Origin of the sequence: uncultured Pseudomonas sp. (assembly GCF_913774235.1) — a bacterium.
In the GTDB taxonomy this organism is placed as follows: Bacteria; Pseudomonadota; Gammaproteobacteria; order Pseudomonadales; family Pseudomonadaceae; genus Chryseomonas.
Genome location: NZ_CAJYDW010000016.1, coordinates 93,205 through 115,068, shown reverse-complemented (window position 1 = coordinate 115,068; position 21,864 = coordinate 93,205). Strand labels below are relative to the sequence as shown.

Here is a 21,864-nt window from a genome sequence, read left to right as displayed (position 1 = left end):
GTCAGCCTATCGACCTGCCCTGTCTTGCAAAATAGAATGATTGGCAAGTCACCGTTGCAGAAATGAAATGAGCAGATTGCCGGATTTCGAAGGCCTGGCGATGTTCGCCAAGGTTGCCGAGGAGGGTTCCTTCGCTGCCGCCGCACGGGTACTTGGGGTATCGGTAGCCACCGTGTCGCGGGCGGTGGCGCGGTTGGAGGAGCGCTTGGGCAGCCGCTTGCTCAATCGCACCTCGCGTCAGCTGTCGCTGACCGCATTCGGCCGCGATCTGGCCGCCCGGGCTGGCGAGCTCTATTGCCAGGCGGAAGCGATGGAGAGCGAAGCCCAGGCGCGTGCGGTCCAGCCGCGAGGCCAGGTACGGCTGGCGGTACCCATGGCCTTCGGCCTGCGCTGGGTCGCGCCGCTGCTGCCCGAGCTGCTGCGCCGCTATCCCCAGCTGACGGTGGATCTGCACCTGTCCGATGCTACCGTCGACCTGGTGGCGGAGGGTTTCGACGCCGCCTTGCGTATCGCCGCCTTGCCCGACTCGTCGCTGGTTGCCCGGCGTCTCTGCGCAGTCAGCCAATTGCTGGTGGCGGCGCCGGCGTATCTGGCGCACCACGGCCATCCTGGCCACCCCTCCGAGCTGACCGGGCATGCCTGCCTGAGCTATGCCTATCGAGCGCGCAGCCAGGTGTGGCGCTTCACCCACGCCGACGGTCGCGAGGAAAGCGTGCTGCCCCGCGGCCCCTTGCGCGTCACCAATTCCGAGGCCCTGCTGCCGGTGCTGCTGGAAGGCCTGGCCATCGCCGAGCTGCCGGAATTCATCGCCGCCGAGTACCTGGCCGATGGCCGCCTGGTAAGACTGCTACCGGACTGGCACCTGACCCGTGGCGGGCTCTACTTCGTGACGCCCTCGGCGCGCAGTCGCCCGACCAAGATCCAGGTCCTGCTCGATTTCTTCGTCGAGCACCTGAGCGCCCCAGGCTGGCAGACGAGCACCGCGGCGCTACCCCCGTCCGCTTCGTGACATCCCGCAACATCCGCCTTTCGCCACGCAAGGCTGGCGAAAGGTTGACGGCTTAGGATCCCCTCAAGACCCGCCTCCGTGAGCGGGCGACGTGCCTACAAAAATAACCAGGATTCTCGCCATGTCGTATCTGTCCTTCTCGGCGTCCCCGCGCGCCCGCCTCCCCTGGATCTTCGCTCTCACCGCGCCCCTGCGCCGCGGCTGAACCCTCTTCCTTTTCGCGAACATCCAGAGGTACTCCCCATGCTGACTTTCCTCGGCTTCGCCATGGTCATGACCTTCATGTACCTGATCATGACCAAGCGCCTGTCTCCGCTGATCGCCCTGACCATGGTGCCGATCGCTTTCGCCGTGCTGGCCTGGGCGCTATCCAGCGAATTCGCCAGCCTCGGCCACGTCAAGCTCGACGCCCTCGGTCCGATGATGCTCGACGGCATCCGCAAGCTGGCGCCCACAGGCGTGATGCTGCTGTTCGCCATCCTCTACTTCGCGGTGATGATCGACACCGGCCTGTTCGATCCGGCAGTGCGCTGGATCCTCAAGCTGGTCAAGGGCGATCCGCTCAAGGTAGCCATGGGCACCGTCTTTCTGACCCTGGTGGTGTCCCTGGACGGTGACGGCTCGACCACCTACATGATCTGCGTGGCGGCCATGTTCCCGCTGTACCGGCGCCTGGGCATGAATCCGCTGATCATGACCTGCCTGATGCTGCTCTCCAGCGGGGTGATGAACCTGACCCCCTGGGGCGGTCCGACCGCCCGCGCCGCCAGCGCCCTGCACGTGGACCCGGCCGACGTCTTCGTGCCCATGATCGCGCCCATGCTGCTGGCCATCGCCTGGCTGTTCTTCCTCGCCTACCTCTATGGCCGCAGCGAACGCGCCCGTCTGGGCATCCTGCAGATCGGCGAGACCGAAGGCGCCGATGTCACCGTCTCCCAGTGCGCCGAGGCCCGCCGCCCGCACCTGCGCTGGTTCAACGGCCTGCTGACCCTGGCGCTGATGGCCGCGCTGATCGTCGGGGTGCTGCCGATGCCGGTGCTGTTCATGATCGCCTTCGGCATCGCCATGATCGTCAACTATCGCTGCCTGAACATGCAGAAGCAGCGCATCGCCGCCCATGCCGAGAACGTCCTGGCGGTGGTTTCGCTGATCTTCGCCGCGGGCATCTTCACCGGCATCCTCTCGGGTACCGGCATGGTCGACGCCATGTCCAAGGGCCTGCTGGCGGTGATCCCGGACGCCCTGGGGCCGTACATGGCGGTGATCACCGCCCTGGTCAGCCTGCCATTCACCTTCTTCATCTCCAACGACGCCTTCTACTTCGGCGTGCTGCCGGTGCTGGCCGAGGCCGCCGCGGCCTATGGCATCAGCCCGGTGGAGATCGCTCGGGCCTCCATCGTCGGTCAGCCCGTGCACCTGCTCAGCCCCCTGGTGCCCTCGACCTACCTGCTGGTGGGCCTGGCCAAGGTGGAGTTCGGCGACCATCAGCGCTTCACCCTGAAATGGGCCACCGTGACCTGCATGTTCCTGCTGGTCGGTGCTTTGTTACTGGGTGTGTTTCCGCTGTACAGCCGCTAGAGTTTTACCAACTGTACGACTAGCCTTGCCGGCTGTTCGAAAAGGGTGCGTCGTTCGGCGCGCCTTTTCCTTTAGAGCGCGCAGCCAGACGCGCCTTCGCTACGAGAGGATTTGCAATGGAGTGGTTGACCAACCCGGAAATCTGGGTCGCCTTCTTTACCCTGACGGCCCTGGAGATCGTCCTGGGGATCGACAACATCATCATGATCTCCATCCTGGTCAGCCGCATGCCCAAGCACATGCAGGCGCGGACCCGCTTCTTCGGCCTGGCGCTGGCCATGGTCACCCGTATCCTGCTGCTGCTGTCCATCACCTGGGTGATGCGCCTCACCGCCGATCTGTTCTTCGTCTTCGGCCAGGGCATCTCCGGGCGTGACCTCATCCTCTTCTTCGGCGGCCTGTTCCTCTTGTGGAAGAGCAGCGCCGAGATCTACCACGGCCTGGAAGGCGAGGAAGAACAGGACGAAGACGCCCCGGCGAAGAAGGGCAGTGGCTTCATCGGCACCATCATCCAGATCGCCATCATCGACATCGTCTTCTCGCTGGATTCGGTGATCACCGCGGTGGGCATGGTCAGCCACGTACCGGTGATGGTGGCTGCGATCATCGTCGCGGTGCTGGTGATGATGCTGGCGGCCGGCGCCATCAGCAATTTCATCGACAAGCACCCGAGTCTGAAGATGCTGGCGCTGTCCTTCCTGATCGTGGTTGGTACCGTGCTCATCGCCGAAGCCTTCGAAGTCCACGTGCCCAAGGGCTACGTCTACTTCGCCATGGCCTTCTCGCTGGCGGTGGAAGCCATCAACATCCGCCTGCGCGGCAAGGCCAAGGCCCGCGAGGCGGTCAAGCTGCGCAAGGAACAGATCTGATCGCCGCGGCGGAACCCACACCGGTCCCCGCCGCCTAAACCAGCAAGTCCCCGCGAGCCCGAAGGTGCCTCACCTTCGGGCTCGTGCGTCTGTGCAGAACGGTAGTTACAATTTTGTGACAAGCTCGCCAGGAGCTCTTGGACACGCGCCGGGAGGGCGCCACGATGCTGACACTGCTCAATCTGCTATCCGCCGTGTCCCTGTTGGTGTGGGGCACCCATATCGTGCGCACCGGCATCCTGCGGGTGTACGGTGCCAGCCTGCGCCGGGTACTCAGCCGCAGCATGCAGCGCATGCCGCTGGCCTTCCTCTCCGGTATCGCCGTCACTGCCCTGGTGCAGAGCAGCAACGCCACCGCGCTGCTGGTGACCTCCTTCGTTGCCCAGGGCCTGGTGCCGCTCACCCCGGCGCTGGCCATCATGCTCGGCGCCGACGTCGGCACCGCGCTGATGGCGCGGGTGCTGACCTTCGATCTGTCCTGGCTGTCGCCGCTGCTGATCTTCCTCGGCGTGGTGTTCTTCCTCGGCCGCAAGCAGACCCGCGCCGGTCAGCTAGGCCGGGTCGCCATCGGCCTGGGGCTGATCATCCTGGCGCTGCAGCTGATCGTCGAGGCGGCCTCGCCCATGACCCATGCCGCCGGGGTCAAGGTGCTGTTCTCCTCCCTGACCGGTGACCAGTTGCTCGATGCCCTGACCGGCGCGGTCTTCGCCATGGTCTCCTATTCCAGCCTGGCGGCGGTGCTGCTGACCGCCACCCTGGCAGGTTCCGGGGTCATCTCGTTGAAGGTGGCACTGTGCCTGGTGGTCGGCGCCAACCTGGGCAGCGGGGTGCTGGCCATGATCGGCGCCGCCAAGCAGGGCGTGGAGGCGCGGCGGGTGGCCCTGGGCAGTCTGCTGTTCAAGCTCGCCGGTTGCCTGCTGGTGCTGCCCTGGATCGGCTTCCTGGCGGACTGGTTGCAGGGCTACGACTTCAACGAGGCCGAGGTGGTGATCGGCTTCCATGTCGCCTACAACCTGGTGCGCTGCCTGCTGTTCCTGCCGCTGACCGGTCCGCTGGCGCGCTTCTGTACCGCGCTGATGCCGGCGCGCGAGAGCGCCGAGACCATCCTGCGGCCGCGCCACCTGGATACCGCCGCCCTGGATACCCCGGCCCTGGCGCTGACCAACGCCTCCCGCGAGGTGCTGCGCATGGGCGACGTCATCGAGCAGATGCTGCAGCACCTGCTGATGCTGATCAACGCCGGTGACAAGCAGCTGGCCCGCGAGGTGCGCCGGCTCGATGACGACGTTGATGCCCTCTACACGGCGATCAAGCTATACCTGGCGCGCATGCCGCGCGAGGATCTGGACGAGCGCGATAGCCGCCGCTGGGCCGAGACCATCGAACTGGCCATCAACCTGGAACAGGCCGGTGATCTGATCGAGCGCATGGCCAGTGACGTGGACAGCAAGAAGATCGCCGCCCGCCGCTCCTTCTCGGCCTCCGGGGTGGACGAACTCACCGCCCTGCACCGACTGCTGGTCGACAGCCTGCGGCTGTGCCTGTCGGTCTACCTGTCCGGCGACCTGGACGCCGCACGGCGTCTGCGCCGGCTCAAGCAGCGCTTCCGCCTGCTGGAGCGGCGCTATGCCCATGCCCACGTCGAGCGGCTGCACCAGCAGGTGGTGGAAAGCTTCGAGACCAGCGCCCTGCACCTGGGCCTGCTCAGCGACATGCGCCGGGTCAACTCGCTGTTCTGCAGCATCGCCCACGGCGTGCTGGAAGCAGCCGACGCCGGTTATGCCACCGAGCACGAGCTGCCGGTGGAGGGAAGGGAAGAGGCGGATGGGGTTTGAGTCCGAGGTTTGACGCGCGGGTTCGTGGATGAGGCTGCGCCGCCATTCACGCTGCGCGTCTAGGCCTTATCGCGGCCATGGGCCGCTCCTACAGAAGCATCACACCCTGTAGGAGCGGCCCATGGCCGCGATAAGGTGAGCGGACAGAAAAGCGTCATCCACCCGTAGGAGCGGCCGCATCGGCGGACCGCCATGGCCGCGGTTGGGGTACCTCACTGCACCCGGCTATCGAGCTTCTGCAAAATCCGCCAGGCCGCCTCGATCCGCGTTGGGATCGGATAATTGCGGTTGGCCAGGATCACCAGGCCGATGTGGCGCTCGGGGATGAACAGCGCATAGGCGCCGAAGCCGTTGGTGGAGCCGGTCTTGTTCAGCAGGCGGGCGCCGCTGGCGGGTAGTGGCGGGTGCTGCCAGTCCACCGGTTGCGGCTCCAGGGCCATGGCCGGGGTGTTGCCGGCCAGCAGTTGGGCTTTGGGTAGCGGATAGGCGTAGGCCTCCCAGCCCAGGCCCTGGGTCATGGGTCCAGTGCGGTAGTAGCCCTGCTGGGTGGTGGCGAGCGCCTTGGCCAGGGGCGTCGAGAGCCGGCCAGTATTCAGATTCGCCTCGACGAAGGCGAGCAGATCGCCTGCGGTGGTCTTGATGCCGTAGGCCTCTTCCGCATAGACCCCGGGATTGACCCGCAGCGGTTCGCCGTTCTTGCCGTGACCCCAGGCGTAGTGAGCTTGCTCCGCCGCCGGTACCTGCAGATAGGTGTGACTGAGGCCTAGCGGTGTCAGTACGTGACGTTGCAGCGCCGTGGCGAAGGGCTCGTCGAGGCGCTGGGCGGCCAGGGCACCGAACAGACCGATGCTGGGATTGGCATAGAGACGCCGGCTGCCGGCGGGGAAGGGCGGCTGGAAGGCGCGGTAGAAGGCGTTGGCCTGGTCTTCGCTGGTGACGCTGTCGGGGAATTGCAGTGGCAAGCCTCCCGCGCTGTAGGTCGCCAATTGCAGCAGGCTGGCCTGACCGATAGCGCTGCTGGCCAGGGCCGGGCGGACCTGAGCGGCGGACTCGTCCAGCCGCAGGCGACCGGTCGCCACCGCGTAGCCACCCAGGGTGGCGGTGTAAGTCTTGCTCAGGGAGCCGATCTCGAACAGGGTGGCGGCGTCCACCGGCTGGCCGCTGCGGCGATCGGCGGTGCCGAAGTAGTAGAGCCGGCGCAGGCCCGGGGCACTGACACCGATGGCCAGGCCGGGGATGTCCTGCGCAGCCATCACGTCATGGGCAGCGGCGCGGACCTCGTCGTCGAGGGGATTGGCCGCGTTGGCCAGGAGCGGCAGGGCCAGGCCGAGCAGCAGGGAAAGACGCGGGAAAGCCGACATGCGGGAGCCATTCCTGAGGAGAGGGAGGCCAGGAGTCTAGCCGAGCGTTGTCGCCTGGGTGTGAGACGCGGCCAGCGTTGGAAGATTTTGCCGCCGATGCTGTCCATGGCTGGCTGGAGCCCGGTCATGGACTGGACTACAGTCGCCCTTTCCCTTTTTTCAGGAGTCGCCCCATGTCCGCTGCCCCCCTCGTCGAACAGATCCAACTGGGCCAGTTGCCCGTCTGGCGCATCCGCGTCGGCCAGGCCGAAGCCCTGGTGGCCTGCCAGGGCGCCCATGTGCTGCGCTACGGCTTCGACGGCGAACCGGACATCGTCTGGGGCAATCCGGAGGCCGTGTTCGAGCCCGGTACCCCGATCCGTGGCGGCATCCCGGTCTGCTGGCCCTGGTTCGGCGACCTGCTGAAGAATCCGGCCGAGGTCCAGGCCATGTGCACCACCACCGCGGACGCCCCGGCCCACGGCCTGGCGCGGCAGGTGGCCTGGCAGGCCGGCGGCGTCGAGGTGGACACCAACCGGGTGCGCCTGGACTTCCATCACCGTACCTCCGCCGAGACCACTCCCGGCTGGCCCCATGCCACCGAGCTGACCCTGAGTCTGAGCGTGGGTGAACGTTTGGAACTGACCCTGAGCGTGCGCAACCTGGACGATCAGCCGCTGGTGCTGAGTCAGGCGCTGCACACCTACTTCGCCGTGAGCGACGTGCGCGAGGTGGGCATCGAAGGCCTGGCCAATGCCGACTACTACGACTGCCTGGACGGCTGGGCGCGCAAGCGGCAGAACGGCGAGCCGACCATCACCGGCGAGACCGACCGGGTCTACGTCGGTCTGCCGGCCCGCCTGGCGATCCGCGATACTCAGTGGCAGCGTCGGCTGTTCGTCGAGACCCGCAACAGCCATTCGGCGGTGCTGTGGAATCCCTGGATCGACAAGGCCGCGCGCCTGAGCCAGTTCGCCGACGACGCCTGGACTGGCATGCTGTGCATCGAGACCGCCCGGGTGATGGACGACGTCCTCACGGTGGCGCCGGGGGCGACGGCCGAGATGGCGGTTAGCCTGTGGCGCGAGGCGCTGTAGGGATGGTTTAGGTGCTAGGGGTGGCCCTCACCCCGGCCCTCTCCCGGAGGGAGAGGGGGCGTTCAGGGGGAGTTTGGTGCGAGGTGCCTGAGGTTGTTAGGCGTCAAGCGGGCCCTCACCCCGACCCTCTCCCAGGGGGAGAGGGGGCGTTTGGGTAGACGCCGCAGCAAGGCAGTGACCCTGCCAAGCCAAGCGTGAGCCCTGCGCACGCTCCAATACCCAACTCGCCAAAGCCTATCGGAGCGCCCCCTCTCCCCCTGGGAGAGGGCCGGGGTGAGGGAGCAGCCAGCACTCAGCCGACCATCACAGCTCCTCGCACAGATTCCGCCCGATCCACTCGGCCGCTGTCGCGCGGTCCAGGCCGGCGCCGAGCAGGGCGTGCAGCTTGCCCAGGGCGGCTTCGCGGGTCATGCCGCGGCCGGAGATCACTCCGGCGTCGGCCAGGCCGCTGCCGGCGGCGTAGGTACCCAGTTCCACCGTCCCGCGCGCGCCCTGGCTGAGGGCGACCACCAGGGTGCCGGCATCGCGCAGCTCGGTCAGGGCGGCGAGGAAGTCGGCGTCGTCCGCCGGACCGGTACCGCTGCCATAGCATTCCAGTACCAGGCCGTGCAGGCCGCTGCCAGCAAGGCCGCGCAGGGTCGCGCCGTCGACGCCCGGAAACAGCGGCAGCACTGCCACCCGTACCGGCTGGCGCGGCTGGTCGAAGCGCAGCGCGGCAGGCGCTGCGACCAAGGCCTCGCCACTGCGGGGCCGGGCGCTTTCCACGAAGGCTTTCCAGCCGCTGCTGGCCTGCTTGGTGCAGCGCGCCGCGGGCAGGCGTTCGCCATGGAATTGCACCTGGACCCCCGGCGCCAGTCCGCTGGCGAAGGCGGCGAAGCTGTCGGCCAGATTGCCATCGGCATCGCTGTCCGGCACGCCGGCCGGCAGCATGGAGCCGGTCAGCAGCACCGGGATGCCGAGGCCGAGCAGGCGAAAAGCGAGGGCGGCGGCGCTGTAGGCCAGGGTGTCGGTGCCGTGCAGCACCAGCACGCCGCGGCAGGCCGGGTCCGCGGCGGCGGCGAGGATGGCCTCGGCCATGCGCGCCCAGGCGGCGGGGGTCATGTTGGCGCTGTCGATCAGCGGCAGCAGCTCCTGCAGGCGCCAGGCCGGATCGCCCAGCTCCGGACGACTGGCCAGCAAGGCGTCGATGCGCGCCTCGAAACCTGCAGCCGGGGCCAGGCCGGCGGCGGTCTGCTGCATGCCGATGGTGCCGCCGGTGTAGAGGATATGCAGGTAGGGTGAGCTCATGGGGACTTCCTGATAGGACTGCCCCCACGCGAGGTGGGGGCAGGAGAGCGAGCGCGAGCCAGGTCAGGCTGACCCGGCACGAGGGTCAGTGTGCCTGGCGCGGCTGGGCGGCGCGGGCTTCGGCAACGGTCTCTTCCAGGCGATCCAGCGCCGGCCAGGCCTGGCGATCCAGGTCCAGGTCGCGGAACTGGTCGGCATCGAACACCGGCTGGTCGACACCGGCGCTGCGCTGGGCGTCGTAGTCGTTGAGCACGCGCATGCCGACCTTGATCAACATGGCCAGGGCGATCAAGTTGACGAAGGCCAGGCAGGTCATGGTGATGTCGGCGAAGGCGAACACCGTGGCCAGGTTCTGCATCGAGCCCCAGCAGATCAGCACCAGCACCAGGCCACGATAGCCGAGCAGCACGGCCTTGCCACGGCCGAGCAGGTAGCGCAGGCCGTTCTCGCCCAGGTAGATGTTGTAGAGGATGCAGGTGAAGACGAACAGCGACAGGGCGACGCTGATGAAGATACGGCCCCAGTCACCGACCACTGCGGCGAGGGAGTTCTGCGTCAGGACGATGCCGTCGCCTTCGAAGCCCGGGGTGTAGAAACCTGACAACAGGATCAGCAGCGCAGTGCAGGTGCAGATGACGAAGGTGTCGAGGAAGACGCTGAAGGCCTGCACCACGCCCTGGGCGGCCGGGTGCTTGACCGCGGCCACGGCGGCGACGTTGGGCGCGGCGCCCAGGCCGGCTTCGTTGGCGAAGACGCCGCGCTTGACGCCCATGGTGATGGCGGCGCCGAGCAGGCCGGCGAATGCCGGTTCCAGGCCGAAGGCGCTCTTGACGATGGTCAGCAGGGTGCCGGGCACCAGGTCGATCTGGGTGACGATCACATAGAGGGTCACGGCGATGTAGGCCAGGGTCTTGACCGGCACCAGGATGTCGGAGACCGCGGCGATGCGCTTGATGCCACCGATGAACACCAGGCCCAGCAGGATGGCCAGGGCGATCCCGGTGTACTGCACCGGCAGGCCGAAGGCGTTTTCCAGCGAATGGGTCACGGTAAAGGACTGCAGGCCGACGAAGGCGAAGCCGTAGGTCACCAGCAGCAGTGCCGAGAAGGCCAGCGCCATCCAGCGCTTGTTGAGGCCGTGCTGGATGTAGTACGCCGGACCACCCACATAGAGGCCCTCACCGTCGGCGCGCTTGTAGACCTGCGCCAGGGTGCACTCGAAGAAACTGCTGGCCATGCCGACCAGGGCGGTTACCCACATCCAGAACACCGCGCCGGGGCCGCCCAGGGTCACGGCCAGGCCCACGCCGGCGATGTTGCCGGCACCCACGCGGCCGGCCAGGCTGAGCATCAGCGCCTGGAAGGAGCTCAGGCCGTCGCCGCTGTTGCGCAGGGATTCCTTGAACACGGTGAACATGTGCGGGAAATGACGCACCTGCACGAATCGCGAGCGCAGGGTGAAATAGCTGCCCAGGCCGACGATCAGCACGATGAGTACGTGGCCGGACAGGAAGTCGTTGAGCATTTCTAGGTAGTGCATGGAGGATCCTCGAGCATGCTAGTGATGCCCCAAGGCCGGCTCGCACGCCGTGGGGCTATTATTGTGGGATATACCGTTGCCAGTTCGCGCGCCAGGTCATGCGGAGATGACCGGGAGCAGGCTCTGGAACGCGTCGGTCCGGGCGGATCGGGCAGTGAATAGGACCGGGCGCCTAGATTCGGCTATCCCAACGACGTGGACAATTCCGCGCCTCGCTTCAAAATGGCGCGACTTGATGCTAGTTTTCCGGCCGTCTGTCAAGTTCGGGCGCCCGTCATGAGCGACTTTTCCGCCAATCTGCAACTGCTCTGCCGGCGCCACCGCTCGATTGCGGCCGTCTGTCGCGCGGTCGGCATCAACCGCGCCCAGTTCAATCGCTACCTCAATGGCCAGAGCCGTCCGTCGGCCTACAACCTGCAACGCCTGGCCGACTTCTTCGCTCTGCCGGTGGCCGAGCTGCTGCTGCCCCAGCGTCAGTTCGAAGCCCGCCTGGGTGCGCCGGTGAGTCAGGAGAGTGGCTGGGCGGGGCAGGCCCTGGCGCTGTTCGCCGGTCGCCAGGAGGGCCTGGCGCGCTACCAGGGCTACTACCACGAGTACTACCCCTCGCTGTCCACGCCTGGCGTGGTGCTCTGTGGCCTGGTGCTGCTGTTCGAGGAGCAGGGGGCGTTCCGCTACGTGCGCTTCGAGCGCCTGCGCCGCCAGGGCGAGGCGGTCAGCCAGGCGCGCTTTCGCTACCTCGGCCTGGCCATGAGCCTGGAGAGCCGACTGTTCTTCACCGACTACGAATCCCTCACCGGCAACGAGCTGTCGCAGACGGTGCTACTGCCCAGCGCGCGCAATCGCATCGACCGTCTCAACGGCCTCAAGCTGGGCGTCAGTGCTTCCGACCGCCGCGAGCCGGCCTGCACCCGGGTGGTTTGGGAATACTTGGGTGACCGGCCGCGGCGTGGCTCAGCCTATGGCCGGATCGGCCTGTACGACTGGCAGGACCCGCGGCTGGACGACGACCTGCGCCAGCGCCTGGCCAACACGACCCTGGTCGACCGGGTCTATCGCCTGGGCTAGCCGCGCGGCTCGGCGAGCGCCAGGTGCTCGTCGTGGCACTCCAGCTGCGCCTGGTCGCGTCCTGCCTGCTTGGCCCAGTAGAGCTGTCGATCTGCCGCCTCGAGAAGGGCCTCGGCGCTGGCATGGCGCGGTCCGGCGCAGGCCCCGCCGATGCTGACGGTGACCCGCCGGCCGGCGGCGACATTGCCTGGGTGGGGGATCTCCAGCTGACGGACCGCCTCGAGCAGCCGCTGGACGATCTGACCCTGATCCTCATCGGCGGCGGGGGTATGGAGGATGGCGAACTCCTCGCCCCCATAGCGGGCCAGGCAGTCCCCGGCGCGCAAGGGGCCGGCGAGGGCGGTGGCGACCTGCTTCAGGCAGCGGTCGCCGGCCGGATGGCCGTAGCGGTCGTTGAAGGCCTTGAAGTGGTCGACGTCGATCATCAGCAGGATCAACCCCCTGGGGTGCCGCCGCGACAAGGCGGTGGTGAGCGCCTGCATCAGCGCCCGGCGATTGGCCACGCCGGTCAGGGGATCAGTGGTGGACTGCTGTTCCAGGAAGCGGTTGGCGGTGGCCAGCTCCTCGTTGCGCAGCCGATCGCGCAGGATCAGCAGATAGCCCTGGCGGCGAGCTCTTTCCATCCAGAAGTTGGCGAGCAGGGTGAAGGTAGCGGTGGCGAAGGCCAGCGTCAGTACCAGCGAGGCCTCCACCGCGGGCAGGCCGTGCAGCTGCGTCGCCAGGGTGATGGCCAGCAGGCCGACCAGGCTGTGCACCGCGGCCTGGCGCAGGGGCGGAGCGATGCAACTGTTGGTGTAGAGAGTCAGCAGCGGCAGGGTGGCCAGCCAGAGCGCGCGGTGCGCGGCGTCGTTGGTATCCACCTCGAACAGCGGCGGTCCGTAGGCCAGCAGGCTGGGCAGGATACCCAGCCATTCGCGCGCCGGGTGCTCGGCCGGCATCAGCTTGAGCGCCAGCAGCACCGCACCGCCGCCGAGGATGACCAGGCCGGTGAGCAGGGTGATGACCCAGAAGGCGTCGGTCATCAGGATCCAGTCCCAGATCGAGAAACTGGCATAGGCCAGGATGGCGACCGTGAGACTGATGCGCAGATGACGGCGGCGCGAGCGGGCGATCTCGAGCTGGTAGCGCTGTTCCAATACCGGCTCGAAGCCCAGCGCCCAAAAGGGGCGGGCCAGCGCCCGGTCGAGAGAGAAGCTGAGGGACATGGGCCGTACCTGGCGCAGTGATCCGATGGTTCACTTGAGCACAGTCAGGCCCTGGGTGCGAAGCATGGTTCCCAGGTGGAGTCGAGCAGGCGCCGAATGGTAGCCAATGGCTACCATTCGGTCCATTGTGAACCTCTCAACGCTCAACCGCCGGCGTTGCCCTGGCTCGGAGCGCCTCCGGTACCGGCGTCAGCTGCCTTTGGCTTCGTACACTACGAAACGCTTCAGGGTTGGCTCCAGCACCTCCCAGGTGCCCTGGAAGCCGCGCGGTACGACGAAACTGCTGCCAGGGCCCAGGCGTGTGGCGTGGCCCTGATCATCGGTGACCAGGCTCAGCCCTTCGAGGATCTGGCAGTACTCTTCCTCGGTGTAGTTCACCCGCCAGGTACCCACCTCGCTGTGCCAGTGGCCCACCGCGAAGACGCCACTGCCATCCTCGTAGTCGAGCCAGAGCGTCTGCAGTGGATCACCGGCCAATAGCTTCTCCGCCGGCAGTCGGTACTGCTCGGTAGGTTGGCCGCGAGCTTCGAGCAGTGTCAGCGAGGGCATGGGCGTTCTCCAAGGCGTTGGTGCGCCCAGCATACGTCAGGTTGCGAGACCGATGACCGCGGCGTCTATCCGCGCCGCCAGGAAAGCGAGGCGCTTCGCTGACGCTCGGCGAGTCCCTGTGTTTCGTCGGTACCGATGATGGCTGCAGTCCCACACCGGACGGACACCGGCGAAACTCCTCGGGGCGATGGCTGCCTTCCACGCAGGAAAGACAGGGCATCCACGGGGAGTCGCTGTGGGGTAGCGCTCAGGTCCGGCGTGGGGCTCAGACCTTGGCTTTGAGCGGCACCAATCGCGGGGCGATCATGTTTTCGGGGCGCAGGATGTCGTCCAGGGTCGCCTCGTCCAGCAGGTTCTCTTCGCGCACCAGTTCCAGCACGCCGCGACCGCTTTCCAGCGCCGTTTTGGCGATGCGGGTGGAGGTCTCGTAGCCGAGGTAGGGGTTGAGCGCGGTGACCAGGCCGATGGAGTGTTCCACCTGGCGGCGGCAGTGCTCGACATTGGCGGTGATGCCGGTGATGCAATGCTCGCGCAGCATGTCCATGGCGCGCTGCAGCAGGCGGATGGAGTCGAAGATCTTGTAGGCGATCAAGGGCTCCATGACGTTGAGCTGCAGCTGGCCGCCCTCGGCCGCCAGGGTCAGCGCCAGGTCGTTGCCGATGATCTCGAAGGCCACCTGGTTGACCGCCTCGGGGATCACCGGATTGACCTTGCCCGGCATTATGGAGCTGCCCGGCTGGCGCGGCGGCAGGTTGATCTCGTTGATACCGGTGCGCGGACCGCTGGAGAGCAGGCGCAGGTCGTTGCAGATCTTCGACAGCTTCACCGCGGTGCGCTTGAGCATGCCGGAGAACAGCACGAAGGCGCCCATGTCCGAGGTGGCCTCGATCAGGTCGGCGGCGGGCTTGAGCGGCTGGCCGCTGATGTCGGCCAGGCGTTGTACGGCCAGCAGCTGGTAGCCGGGGTCGGCGTTGATACCGGTGCCGATGGCGGTACCGCCGAGGTTGACCTCGGTGAGCAGCTCCGGCGCCAGGCTCTTCAGCCGCGCCAGGTCCTCGCCCAGGGTGGTGGCGAAGGCATGGAATTCCTGGCCGAGGGTCATGGGCACCGCGTCCTGCAGCTGGGTGCGGCCCATCTTCAGCACCTCGGCGAATTCCACACCCTTGGCGGCGAAGGCGGTGATCAGGCTGTCCAGGCTGGCGAGCAGGGCGTCGTGGCCGAGCAGCAGGCCCAGGCGGATGGCGGTGGGGTAGGCGTCGTTGGTCGACTGCGCCATGTTCACGTCGTTGTTCGGGTGCAGGTGGCGATACTCGCCCTTGGCGTGGCCGAGGATCTCCAGGGCCACGTTGGCGATCACCTCGTTGGCGTTCATGTTGGTCGAGGTGCCGGCGCCGCCCTGGATCATGTCCACCACGAACTGGTCATGGAATTCGCCGCGAATGATGCGCGAGCAGGCCTCATTGATCGCCTGGTGCTTTTCCGCCGGCAGGTGGCCGAGGCGGTGGTTGGCGTCGGCCGCGGCCTGCTTGACCATGGCCAGGGCCACCACCAGCTTCGGATAGTGCCCGAGGGGCACGCCGGAGAGGCGGAAGTTCTGCACGGCGCGCAGGGTCTGGATGCCGTAATAGGCATCGGCAGGGACGTCGAGAGTACCGAGGAGATCTTTTTCGAGGCGGACGGATGATGCAGAGTCGGACATGATAGCGTTAGGCTTCGATCAAGCGGCAGGCGCCGCGATGCCTTAAAATCTAGGCCTGCCAGCCGCTCTCGGCCAATGCCGATCCGCCAAGCCTCATGCCGGATCGGCATAACTTCCGTTGTGACCTCGTGAGATCCGACGACGTATGGGTGCCATGAACATCGAATTCAAATGGCTGGAAGACTTCGTCGCCCTGGCGGCCACCTACAGTTTTTCCCAGGCCGCCGAAAAGCGTTTCGTCACCCAGCCGGCCTTCAGCCGGCGCATCCGCGCCCTGGAGGAAAGCGTCGGCCTGACCCTGGTCGACAGATCCCATACGCCGGTCAGCCTCACCGAAGCCGGCCAGCTGTTCCTGGTCACGGCGCGCAGCGTGGTGGAGCAACTGGGTGAGACGGTACGCCATCTGCACCACCTGGAAGGCGGGCAGGGCGAGGTGCTGCAATTCGCCGCCGCCCACTCCCTGGCCCTGGGCTTTTTCCCGCAATGGATCGCTGGCCTGCGCGGCCAGGGCCTGGCGCTGGCCAGTCGCCTGGTGGCCACCAACGTCGGCGATGCCATCCACGCCCTGCGCGACGGCGCCTGCGACCTGATGTTGGCCTTCCACGATCCCGACGCCGCCCTGCAGATGGACCCGGAACTGTTTCCCTCGCTGCACCTGGCGCACACCGCCATGCTGCCGGTCTGCGCCACCGATGGCGACGGTCAGCCGCTGTTCCAGCTGGACGGGGAGGGCAGCGTGCCCTTGCTGGCCTACAGCGCCGGCGCCTTCCTCGGTCGCTCGGTGAATCTGCTGCTGCGCCAGCGCAAATTGCGCGCCGTCACCCTCTACGAAACCGCCATGGCCGACAGCCTCAAGACCATGGCGCTGCAGGGCCTGGGCGTGGCCTGGGTGCCGCAGCTGTCGGTAGCCGCGGAATTGGCCCGCGGCGAATTGGCCATTTGCGGCGACGCCGCCTGGCAGGTCGGCCTGGAGATCCGCCTCTATCGCTGTGCCCTGTTGCGCAAGCGGCTGGTGCAACAGGTTTGGCGGCATCTCGAAAGCCAGAGCCACAGCGGCTAATCGACAGTATTAGATTGTGCTGATTTCGGCATTTCAATAGCCGACGTCCTGCAAGCCTTTTCCGCCTTTCTGCGCGACACTGGGATCTCTCTCACGGAGGTCAGCCATGCAGCGCATCCGCGTCATCGACTCCCATACCGGCGGCGAACCCACCCGCCTGGTGCTGGACGGTTTTCCCGAGCTGGGCCACGGCAGCATGGCCGAACGCCGAAGCCTCCTGGCGGGCGAGCACGATGCCTTCCGCCGGGCCTGCATGCGCGAACCGCGTGGCAACGAGGTGCTGGTCGGGGCGTTGCTTTGTGAGCCGGTATCCCCCGCGGCCAGCGCTGGCGTGGTGTTCTTCAACGAGGTCGGTTACCTCGGCATGTGCGGCCACGGCACCATCGGCTTGGTGGTGTCCTTGGCCCATCTGGGCCGGATCGGCCCGGGCGACCACCTGATTGAAACCCCGGTGGGCGACGTCACCGCCACCCTGCATCAGGACGGCAGCGTCAGCGTGCGCAACGTCCCGGCCTATCGCTATCGCCACGCCGTCCAGGTAGAGATTCCCGGCCATGGCCCGGTCAGCGGCGACATCGCCTGGGGCGGCAACTGGTTCTTCCTCTGTGCCGATCACGGCCAACGCATCGCCGCCGACAACCTCGACGAGCTGCTTACCTTCAGCCTGGCCCTGCGTGGCGCCCTGGAGGCCGCCGGCATCACCGGCGACCAGGGCGGCCATATCGACCACATCGAACTCTTCGCCGACGACCCGGACGGCGCCGACAGCCGCAGCTACGTGCTCTGCCCAGGGCGTGCCTATGACCGCTCGCCCTGCGGCACCGGCACCAGTGCCAAGCTGGCCTGCCTCGCGGCCGATGGCGACCTGGCGCCCGGCGCCGTCTGGCGCCAGGCCAGCGTCATCGGCAGTCGCTTCGAGGCCCATTACCAGCCCGGCGACGAAGGCCGCATCCTGCCGGTGATCCGCGGCCGCGCTCACGTCATGGCCGAAGCGACCCTGCTGCTGGCCGCGGACGATCCCTTTGCCTGGGGTATCCCGGGGTGAAGCCGGTGGCGGACGTCCTCGTCGTCGGCGCCGGCATCATCGGTGCCAGCTGCGCGGCGGCCCTGGCCGCGCGCGGCTGCCGTGTGCGGGTGCTGGACGCCGGCCTGCCCGGTGCCTCCGCCGCCGGCATGGGCCACCTGGTGGTGATGGACGACGACCCCGCCGAACTGACCCTGAGCGCCCGCTCCCTGGCGCTCTGGCGCGAGCTGGTCCCCCAGTTGCCGAGCGCCGCCGACTACCGCAACTGCGGCACCCTCTGGCTGGCCCGCGATGCCGCCGAACTCGATCTCATCGAAGCGAAGCGCCAGCGCCTCGACGCCCAGGGCATCGCCAACCAGCCGCTGAACGCTGCGGCGACTGCCGCCGCCGAGCCCGCATTGACCGCTCTGGCTGGCAGCCTCAAGGTGCCCGGCGACGGTCTGCTCTATGCCCCGGTGGTGGCCGCCTGGCTGCTGCAGCGCTCGCCGCTGATCGAATTCCAGCGTGCCCGGGTAAGCGCCGTCGAAGGCACACGGGTGCGCCTGCACGATGGCCGCTGGCTGACCGCCGACGCCGTGATACTCGCCGCCGGCCTGCAGGCCGCCAGTCTCTGCCCGGACCTGCCGCTGGTGCCCAAGAAGGGCCATCTGCTGATCACCGACCGCTACCCCGAGCAGGTCCGCCATCAACTGGTGGAGATTGGCTATGGCGCCAGTGCCCATGCCAGCAGCGGCGCCTCGGTAGCCTTCAACGTCCAGCCACGACCCACCGGCCAGTTGCTGATCGGCTCCGCGCGACAGTTCGAGCGTCCGGATCCTGCCGTGGAACCCGCGGTGGTCGGTCAGCTGCTGCGCCGCGCCCTGGACTATCTGCCTGGTCTGAGCCATACCTCGCTGATCCGCGGCTGGACCGGCCAGCGCGCCGCCAGCCCCGATGGCCTGCCGCTGATCGGTGTCCATCCCGACCAGCCCGGTCTGTGGCTGGCGGTCGGTCATGAAGGCCTGGGCGTCACCACCGCGCCAGCCACCGCCGAAGCCATCGTCGCCGGACTGTTCGACGAGCAGCCGACGTTCCACGTGGAACCCTTCGCCCCGGCCCGTTTCGCGACTGCCGCAAGGAGCCAGGCATGCTGACCCTGTTCATCGATGGCGAGCGCCTGGAGATCCATCCCGGCAGCCTGCTCACCGCGGCTCTGGCCAAGAGTCATAATCCCACGGCACGCCGCTCGGTGACTGGCGAAGCCCGCGCGCCCTTCTGCGGCATGGGCGTCTGCCAGGAGTGCCGCGTGCAGGTCGATGGCGTCCGGCGCCTGGCCTGCCAGACCCCCTGCCAGGACGGCATGCAGGTGGAGCGACTGCCATGACCCTCACTCACTGCGACCTGCTCATCGTCGGCGCCGGCCCGGCCGGACTCGCCGCCGCCCGCGCCGCCAGTGGCCAGGGCTTAAAGCTGGTGCTGCTGGACGACAATCCTCTGCCGGGCGGCCAGATCTGGCGTGCTCGGGCGGGCCAGGTCGCCGCCGAAGTCGGCCAGTTGCCGGCAGACGTCACCCTGCTCACCCAGACCCGCGTTGCCGCGGTCCTGGGGCCACGCCAGCTGTTGTTGGAAGATGCCACTGTCAGCCGGACGCTGAGCTTCGACAAGCTCATCCTCTGCACCGGTGCTCGCGAACTGCTGTTGCCATTCCCCGGCTGGACCCTGCCTGGGGTGACCGGCGCTGGCGGCCTGCAGGCGTTGATCAAGGGCGGCGTCGAAGTCGCCGAGGAGCGCATCGTCGTCGCCGGCACCGGTCCGCTGCTGCTGGCCAGCGCTGCCACCGCCCGCCAGGCCGGCGGACACGTCGCCCTGGTCGCCGAACAGGCTGACCGCCGCGCCGTACTCGATTTCGGCCTGGGACTCTGGCGTTGGCCGAACAAGCTGCGCCAGGCGCTGACCCTGGCCACGCCCCGCTACCGGTCCGGCACCTGGGTCGAGGCTGCACTCGGCAGCGATCGCCTCGAAGGCGTGCGCCTGCGCCAGGGCGAGCGTCGTTGGGACGTGGCCTGCGACCGCCTGGCCTGTGGCTATGGCCTGGTACCCAATGTCGAATTGGCCCAGAGCCTGGGCTGCGCGACCCTGGATGGCGCCGTGGCAGTAGATGACCACCAGCGCACCAGCCAACCGCATATCCTGGCCGCCGGCGAATGCACTGGCATCGGCGGCAACGAACTGGCCCAGGCCACCGGACGGATCGCCGGCCTGGTCGCCAGCGACCAGCTCGGTGCCGCTGCCCGCGTGCAGACCGAGGCCCGTGCCTGGCGCCGCTTCGCGGCGCAGCTGGCGCGCACCTTCGCCCTGAATCCCGCCATCGCCCGCCTGGCCCAACCGGACACCCTGGTCTGCCGCTGCGAGGATGTCTCCCTCGGCGCCCTGGTCGGCCACGCCGACTGGACCCAGGCCAAGCTGCGCAGTCGCTGTGGCATGGGCGCCTGCCAGGGCCGCATCTGCGGCCAGGCCACTCGCGTCCTGCTGGGCTGGACGCCGCCGATTCCGCGCTTTCCCTTGCAACCCACCCGTATCGACAGCCTCCTGACCCTGACCGAGGACGAGAAATGAACGCCGCCGCCCACCTGGACGCCTTGAGTCGCGCCCGGCCCGCCGACCTGCCGGCGCTGCTCGCCAGCCTGAGCCTGGTGGCGCCGCTGCTCGACGCCATTCCCGGCGTGGTGTTCTTCGTCAAGGACTTGGAGGCGCGCTACGTGCTGGTCAACCTGACCCTGGCCCAGCGCTGCGGCTACGAGAGCGTCGCCGAACTGCTCGGCAAGACCGCCGAGGAAGTCTTTCCCGCGCCCCTGGGCGGCGCCTATGCCGAGCAGGATCGCCGCGTGCTGCGCGAAGGCCTGGCGCTGGACGACCAACTGGAATTGCACCTCTATGCCGGCCGTACCCCGGGCTGGTGCCTGACCCGCAAGCTGCCGCTGCACGACGCCCAGGGCCGACTCATGGGCATGGCCGGCATCTCCCACGATCTCCAGGCGCCGGCCGCCGATCATCCGGCCCACGCCAAGGTGGCCGAGGTCGACCGCTACCTGCGCGAGCACTATGCCCAGCCGCTCTCGGTGGGCGAACTGAGCCAGCGGGTGGGCTTGTCGGTCTCCCAGCTGGAACGCCAGTGCAAACGCATCCTGCGCCTCACGCCCCAGCAGTTGCTGCACAAGGCCCGGCTCGACGCCGCCTCGCGCCTGCTGGCCCGCGATCTGCCCGTCACCGAGGTGGCCTTGGCCTGTGGCTATACCGACCACAGCGCCTTCAGTCGCCAGTTCCGCCGTCTCACCGGCCTGTCGCCCCGGCAATACCGCGACTCTCTCAAGCCCCGTTCCCGTCTGGAGGAAACCCCCGCATGAGCACTCCCCGCGTCAACTGGAGCGGCGTCTTTCCCGCCGTCACCACCCAATTCAACGACGACTTCTCGATCAACCTGGAGAAGACCCACGGCGTGATCGCCAACCTGGTGCGCGATGGCGTCTCCGGCCTGGTGATGTGCGGCACCGTGGGCGAGAACACCTCCCTGACCCTGGACGAGAAGATCTCCCTGGTGGAAGTGGCCAAGGACGCCGCCGGCGGTCGCGTACCGGTGATCTGCGGCGTGGCCGAATTCACCAGCCTCAATGCCACCCGCACCGCCCAGGCGGTGGGTCGCGCCGGTGCCGACGGCATCATGCTCATGCCGGCCCTGGTCTACTCGGCCAAGCCCCATGAGACCGCCGCCCACTTCCGCAGCGTGGCCAGCGCCCTCGACCTGCCGCTGATGGTCTACAACAACCCGCCCATCTACAAGAACGATGTCACTCCGGACATCCTCATCTCCCTGGCCGACGTCGACAACATCGTCTGCTTCAAGGACTCCTCCGGCGACACCCGCCGCTTCATCGACGTGCGCAACGAGGTGGGCGACCGCTTCGTCCTGTTCGCCGGCCTCGACGACGTGGTGCTGGAAAGCATCGCCGTGGGCGCCGAGGGCTGGGTCTCGGGCATGTCCAACATCTTCCCCACCGAAGGCGAAACCATCTTCCGTTTGGCCAAGGCCGGCCGCTTCGCCGAGGCCATGCCGCTCTACGAATGGTTCATGCCGCTGCTGCACCTGGATGCCCGCCCGGACCTGGTGCAGTGCATCAAGCTCTGCGAAGAACTCGCCGGCCGCGGCAGCGCCCTGACCCGCCCGCCGCGCCTGGCCCTGCCGGAAGCGGACCGCACCTTCGTCGAACGCCTGATGGCCAAGGCCCTGGAAACCCGCCCGCAACTGCCGGACGTGGGGATCTGAGGCGAAGCCTGGTTCGCCGACGCGGCCGCTCTGCATTAATCGCGGCCATGGCGGTCCGCCGACGCGGCCGCTCCTACAGGCTTCGATGTCCCCGTAGGAGCGGCCCATGGCCGCGATAAAACAGTTCTGCAGGCGAGGTCAGATCGGCAGACGTCAATAGACACCCGCGCTCTCAAGCTATGCCAATCCACTCCCTCTCCCGCCTGCGGGAGAGGGCTGGGGTGAGGGCGCTCTTCGCACGATCCAGCCCGAATCAGCCAAGCATCTAGCCCGCATCTCTCGCCCCAAACCACCACCCATCTCCCGGGCGCCACATCCTGTCCTCCAACCGACAGGCGATACCCGGCGCAGGAGCACGCTGCGCCCCGCTTTCGTCTATACTAGGCCGCTCATTTCCCAAGCCACGT

Annotated in this window: 19 protein-coding genes; 13 read left to right on the top strand and 6 right to left on the bottom strand. The window is 67.7% G+C overall.

Annotated elements, in window-relative coordinates; all coding sequences use genetic code 11:
* Positions 1 to 67 precede the first annotated feature (67 nt).
* The 4 genes from QZ471_RS15685 (at position 68) to QZ471_RS15670 (ending at position 5,291) form a co-directional block, all read left to right on the top strand.
* Positions 68 to 1,009 (top strand): LysR family transcriptional regulator, encoded by a 942-nt coding sequence (locus QZ471_RS15685; RefSeq protein WP_295465386.1) that lies wholly within the window; start codon positions 68 to 70, stop codon positions 1,007 to 1,009.
* Between the two features lie 243 nt (positions 1,010 to 1,252).
* Positions 1,253 to 2,587, top strand: coding sequence for a CitMHS family transporter (locus QZ471_RS15680; protein ID WP_295465384.1), 1,335 nt, complete (start codon positions 1,253 to 1,255; stop codon positions 2,585 to 2,587).
* A 116-nt stretch (positions 2,588 to 2,703) separates the two neighbouring features.
* Positions 2,704 to 3,456 (top strand): TerC family protein, encoded by a 753-nt coding sequence (locus QZ471_RS15675; protein WP_145008193.1) that lies wholly within the window; start codon positions 2,704 to 2,706, stop codon positions 3,454 to 3,456.
* Between the two features lie 164 nt (positions 3,457 to 3,620).
* Positions 3,621 to 5,291 (top strand): Na/Pi cotransporter family protein, encoded by a 1,671-nt coding sequence (locus tag QZ471_RS15670; RefSeq protein ID WP_295465381.1) that lies wholly within the window; start codon positions 3,621 to 3,623, stop codon positions 5,289 to 5,291.
* 212 nt (positions 5,292 to 5,503) lie between these two features.
* On the opposite strand, the gene ampC is transcribed toward QZ471_RS15670, so the two are convergent.
* A complete protein-coding gene (gene ampC, locus QZ471_RS15665; protein ID WP_295465379.1) occupies positions 5,504 to 6,652 on the bottom strand; it encodes a class C beta-lactamase in 1,149 nt (382 codons plus the stop codon).
* Between the two features lie 173 nt (positions 6,653 to 6,825).
* Here ampC and QZ471_RS15660 point away from each other — a divergent pair, with 173 nt between their 5' ends.
* The gene (locus QZ471_RS15660; protein ID WP_295465377.1) at positions 6,826 to 7,728 is read left to right on the top strand and encodes a D-hexose-6-phosphate mutarotase; all 903 of its coding nucleotides are present in this window, start codon (positions 6,826 to 6,828) and stop codon (positions 7,726 to 7,728) included.
* Positions 7,729 to 8,031: 303 nt separating this feature from the next.
* On the opposite strand, the gene QZ471_RS15655 is transcribed toward QZ471_RS15660, so the two are convergent.
* Together QZ471_RS15655 and QZ471_RS15650 are read right to left on the bottom strand one after the other, a co-directional pair.
* Complete coding sequence (locus tag QZ471_RS15655) at positions 8,032 to 9,015, bottom strand: asparaginase (RefSeq protein ID WP_295465374.1); 984 nt, start codon at positions 9,013 to 9,015, stop codon at positions 8,032 to 8,034.
* 85 nt (positions 9,016 to 9,100) lie between these two features.
* A complete protein-coding gene (locus QZ471_RS15650) occupies positions 9,101 to 10,555 on the bottom strand; it encodes an alanine/glycine:cation symporter family protein (protein ID WP_295465372.1) in 1,455 nt (484 codons plus the stop codon).
* Positions 10,556 to 10,831: 276 nt separating this feature from the next.
* Here QZ471_RS15650 and QZ471_RS15645 point away from each other — a divergent pair, with 276 nt between their 5' ends.
* Positions 10,832 to 11,620 (top strand): helix-turn-helix transcriptional regulator, encoded by a 789-nt coding sequence (locus QZ471_RS15645; RefSeq protein WP_295465370.1) that lies wholly within the window; start codon positions 10,832 to 10,834, stop codon positions 11,618 to 11,620.
* Here QZ471_RS15645 and QZ471_RS15640 read toward each other — a convergent pair.
* From QZ471_RS15640 to QZ471_RS15630, 3 genes are all read right to left on the bottom strand, one after another.
* Positions 11,617 to 12,825: a GGDEF domain-containing protein gene (locus QZ471_RS15640; protein WP_295465368.1), complete on the bottom strand. Its 1,209-nt coding sequence runs from the start codon at positions 12,823 to 12,825 to the stop codon at positions 11,617 to 11,619. The genes QZ471_RS15645 and QZ471_RS15640 overlap by 4 nt on opposite strands.
* A 189-nt stretch (positions 12,826 to 13,014) precedes the next feature.
* Entirely contained in the window at positions 13,015 to 13,374 is a 360-nt protein-coding gene (locus QZ471_RS15635; protein ID WP_295465365.1) for a cupin domain-containing protein, read from the bottom strand.
* A gap of 265 nt (positions 13,375 to 13,639) precedes the next feature.
* Complete coding sequence (locus QZ471_RS15630; RefSeq protein ID WP_295465363.1) at positions 13,640 to 15,073, bottom strand: aspartate ammonia-lyase; 1,434 nt, start codon at positions 15,071 to 15,073, stop codon at positions 13,640 to 13,642.
* Between the two features lie 154 nt (positions 15,074 to 15,227).
* On the opposite strand from QZ471_RS15630, the gene QZ471_RS15625 reads away from it, so the two are divergent.
* The 7 genes from QZ471_RS15625 to QZ471_RS15595 all read left to right on the top strand — a co-directional run bounded on the left by QZ471_RS15625 (position 15,228) and on the right by QZ471_RS15595 (position 21,457).
* Positions 15,228 to 16,133 (top strand): LysR substrate-binding domain-containing protein, encoded by a 906-nt coding sequence (locus tag QZ471_RS15625; protein ID WP_295465361.1) that lies wholly within the window; start codon positions 15,228 to 15,230, stop codon positions 16,131 to 16,133.
* Positions 16,134 to 16,239: 106 nt separating this feature from the next.
* On the top strand, positions 16,240 to 17,178 hold the full coding sequence (locus tag QZ471_RS15620) for a 4-hydroxyproline epimerase (protein WP_295465359.1): 939 nt from the start codon (positions 16,240 to 16,242) through the stop codon (positions 17,176 to 17,178).
* On the top strand, positions 17,175 to 18,290 hold the full coding sequence (locus tag QZ471_RS15615) for an FAD-dependent oxidoreductase (protein WP_295465358.1): 1,116 nt from the start codon (positions 17,175 to 17,177) through the stop codon (positions 18,288 to 18,290). The genes QZ471_RS15620 and QZ471_RS15615 overlap by 4 nt, the downstream gene beginning before the upstream one ends.
* Positions 18,284 to 18,520 (top strand): (2Fe-2S)-binding protein, encoded by a 237-nt coding sequence (locus QZ471_RS15610; RefSeq protein WP_295465357.1) that lies wholly within the window; start codon positions 18,284 to 18,286, stop codon positions 18,518 to 18,520. Before QZ471_RS15615 ends, QZ471_RS15610 begins: the two co-directional genes overlap by 7 nt.
* The gene (locus tag QZ471_RS15605) at positions 18,517 to 19,752 is read left to right on the top strand and encodes an FAD/NAD(P)-binding oxidoreductase (RefSeq protein ID WP_295465355.1); all 1,236 of its coding nucleotides are present in this window, start codon (positions 18,517 to 18,519) and stop codon (positions 19,750 to 19,752) included. The genes QZ471_RS15610 and QZ471_RS15605 overlap by 4 nt, the downstream gene beginning before the upstream one ends.
* A complete protein-coding gene (locus QZ471_RS15600) occupies positions 19,749 to 20,540 on the top strand; it encodes an AraC family transcriptional regulator (protein WP_145008166.1) in 792 nt (263 codons plus the stop codon). The genes QZ471_RS15605 and QZ471_RS15600 overlap by 4 nt, the downstream gene beginning before the upstream one ends.
* The gene (locus QZ471_RS15595; RefSeq protein ID WP_295465352.1) at positions 20,537 to 21,457 is read left to right on the top strand and encodes a dihydrodipicolinate synthase family protein; all 921 of its coding nucleotides are present in this window, start codon (positions 20,537 to 20,539) and stop codon (positions 21,455 to 21,457) included. The genes QZ471_RS15600 and QZ471_RS15595 overlap by 4 nt, the downstream gene beginning before the upstream one ends.
* Positions 21,458 to 21,864: the final 407 nt, after the last annotated feature.

Bases quoted from the DNA above. Each gene is read 5' to 3' on its own strand.
- QZ471_RS15675 (WP_145008193.1), top strand. From the start codon at position 2,704: ATGGAGTGGTTGACCAACCCGGAAATCTGGGTCGCCTTCTTTACCCTG.
- QZ471_RS15600 (WP_145008166.1), top strand. From the start codon at position 19,749: ATGAACGCCGCCGCCCACCTGGACGCCTTGAGTCGCGCCCGGCCCGCC.
- QZ471_RS15650 (WP_295465372.1), bottom strand. From the start codon at position 10,555: ATGCACTACCTAGAAATGCTCAACGACTTCCTGTCCGGCCACGTACTC.
- QZ471_RS15625 (WP_295465361.1), top strand. From the start codon at position 15,228: ATGAACATCGAATTCAAATGGCTGGAAGACTTCGTCGCCCTGGCGGCC.
- QZ471_RS15635 (WP_295465365.1), bottom strand. From the start codon at position 13,374: ATGCCCTCGCTGACACTGCTCGAAGCTCGCGGCCAACCTACCGAGCAG.
- QZ471_RS15670 (WP_295465381.1), top strand. From the start codon at position 3,621: ATGCTGACACTGCTCAATCTGCTATCCGCCGTGTCCCTGTTGGTGTGG.
- QZ471_RS15645 (WP_295465370.1), top strand. From the start codon at position 10,832: ATGAGCGACTTTTCCGCCAATCTGCAACTGCTCTGCCGGCGCCACCGC.
- QZ471_RS15610 (WP_295465357.1), top strand. From the start codon at position 18,284: ATGCTGACCCTGTTCATCGATGGCGAGCGCCTGGAGATCCATCCCGGC.
- QZ471_RS15620 (WP_295465359.1), top strand. From the start codon at position 16,240: ATGCAGCGCATCCGCGTCATCGACTCCCATACCGGCGGCGAACCCACC.
- QZ471_RS15655 (WP_295465374.1), bottom strand. From the start codon at position 9,015: ATGAGCTCACCCTACCTGCATATCCTCTACACCGGCGGCACCATCGGC.
- ampC (WP_295465379.1), bottom strand. From the start codon at position 6,652: ATGTCGGCTTTCCCGCGTCTTTCCCTGCTGCTCGGCCTGGCCCTGCCG.
- QZ471_RS15605 (WP_295465355.1), top strand. From the start codon at position 18,517: ATGACCCTCACTCACTGCGACCTGCTCATCGTCGGCGCCGGCCCGGCC.
- QZ471_RS15660 (WP_295465377.1), top strand. From the start codon at position 6,826: ATGTCCGCTGCCCCCCTCGTCGAACAGATCCAACTGGGCCAGTTGCCC.
- QZ471_RS15640 (WP_295465368.1), bottom strand. From the start codon at position 12,825: ATGTCCCTCAGCTTCTCTCTCGACCGGGCGCTGGCCCGCCCCTTTTGG.
- QZ471_RS15685 (WP_295465386.1), top strand. From the start codon at position 68: ATGAGCAGATTGCCGGATTTCGAAGGCCTGGCGATGTTCGCCAAGGTT.
- QZ471_RS15680 (WP_295465384.1), top strand. From the start codon at position 1,253: ATGCTGACTTTCCTCGGCTTCGCCATGGTCATGACCTTCATGTACCTG.
- QZ471_RS15595 (WP_295465352.1), top strand. From the start codon at position 20,537: ATGAGCACTCCCCGCGTCAACTGGAGCGGCGTCTTTCCCGCCGTCACC.
- QZ471_RS15630 (WP_295465363.1), bottom strand. From the start codon at position 15,073: ATGTCCGACTCTGCATCATCCGTCCGCCTCGAAAAAGATCTCCTCGGT.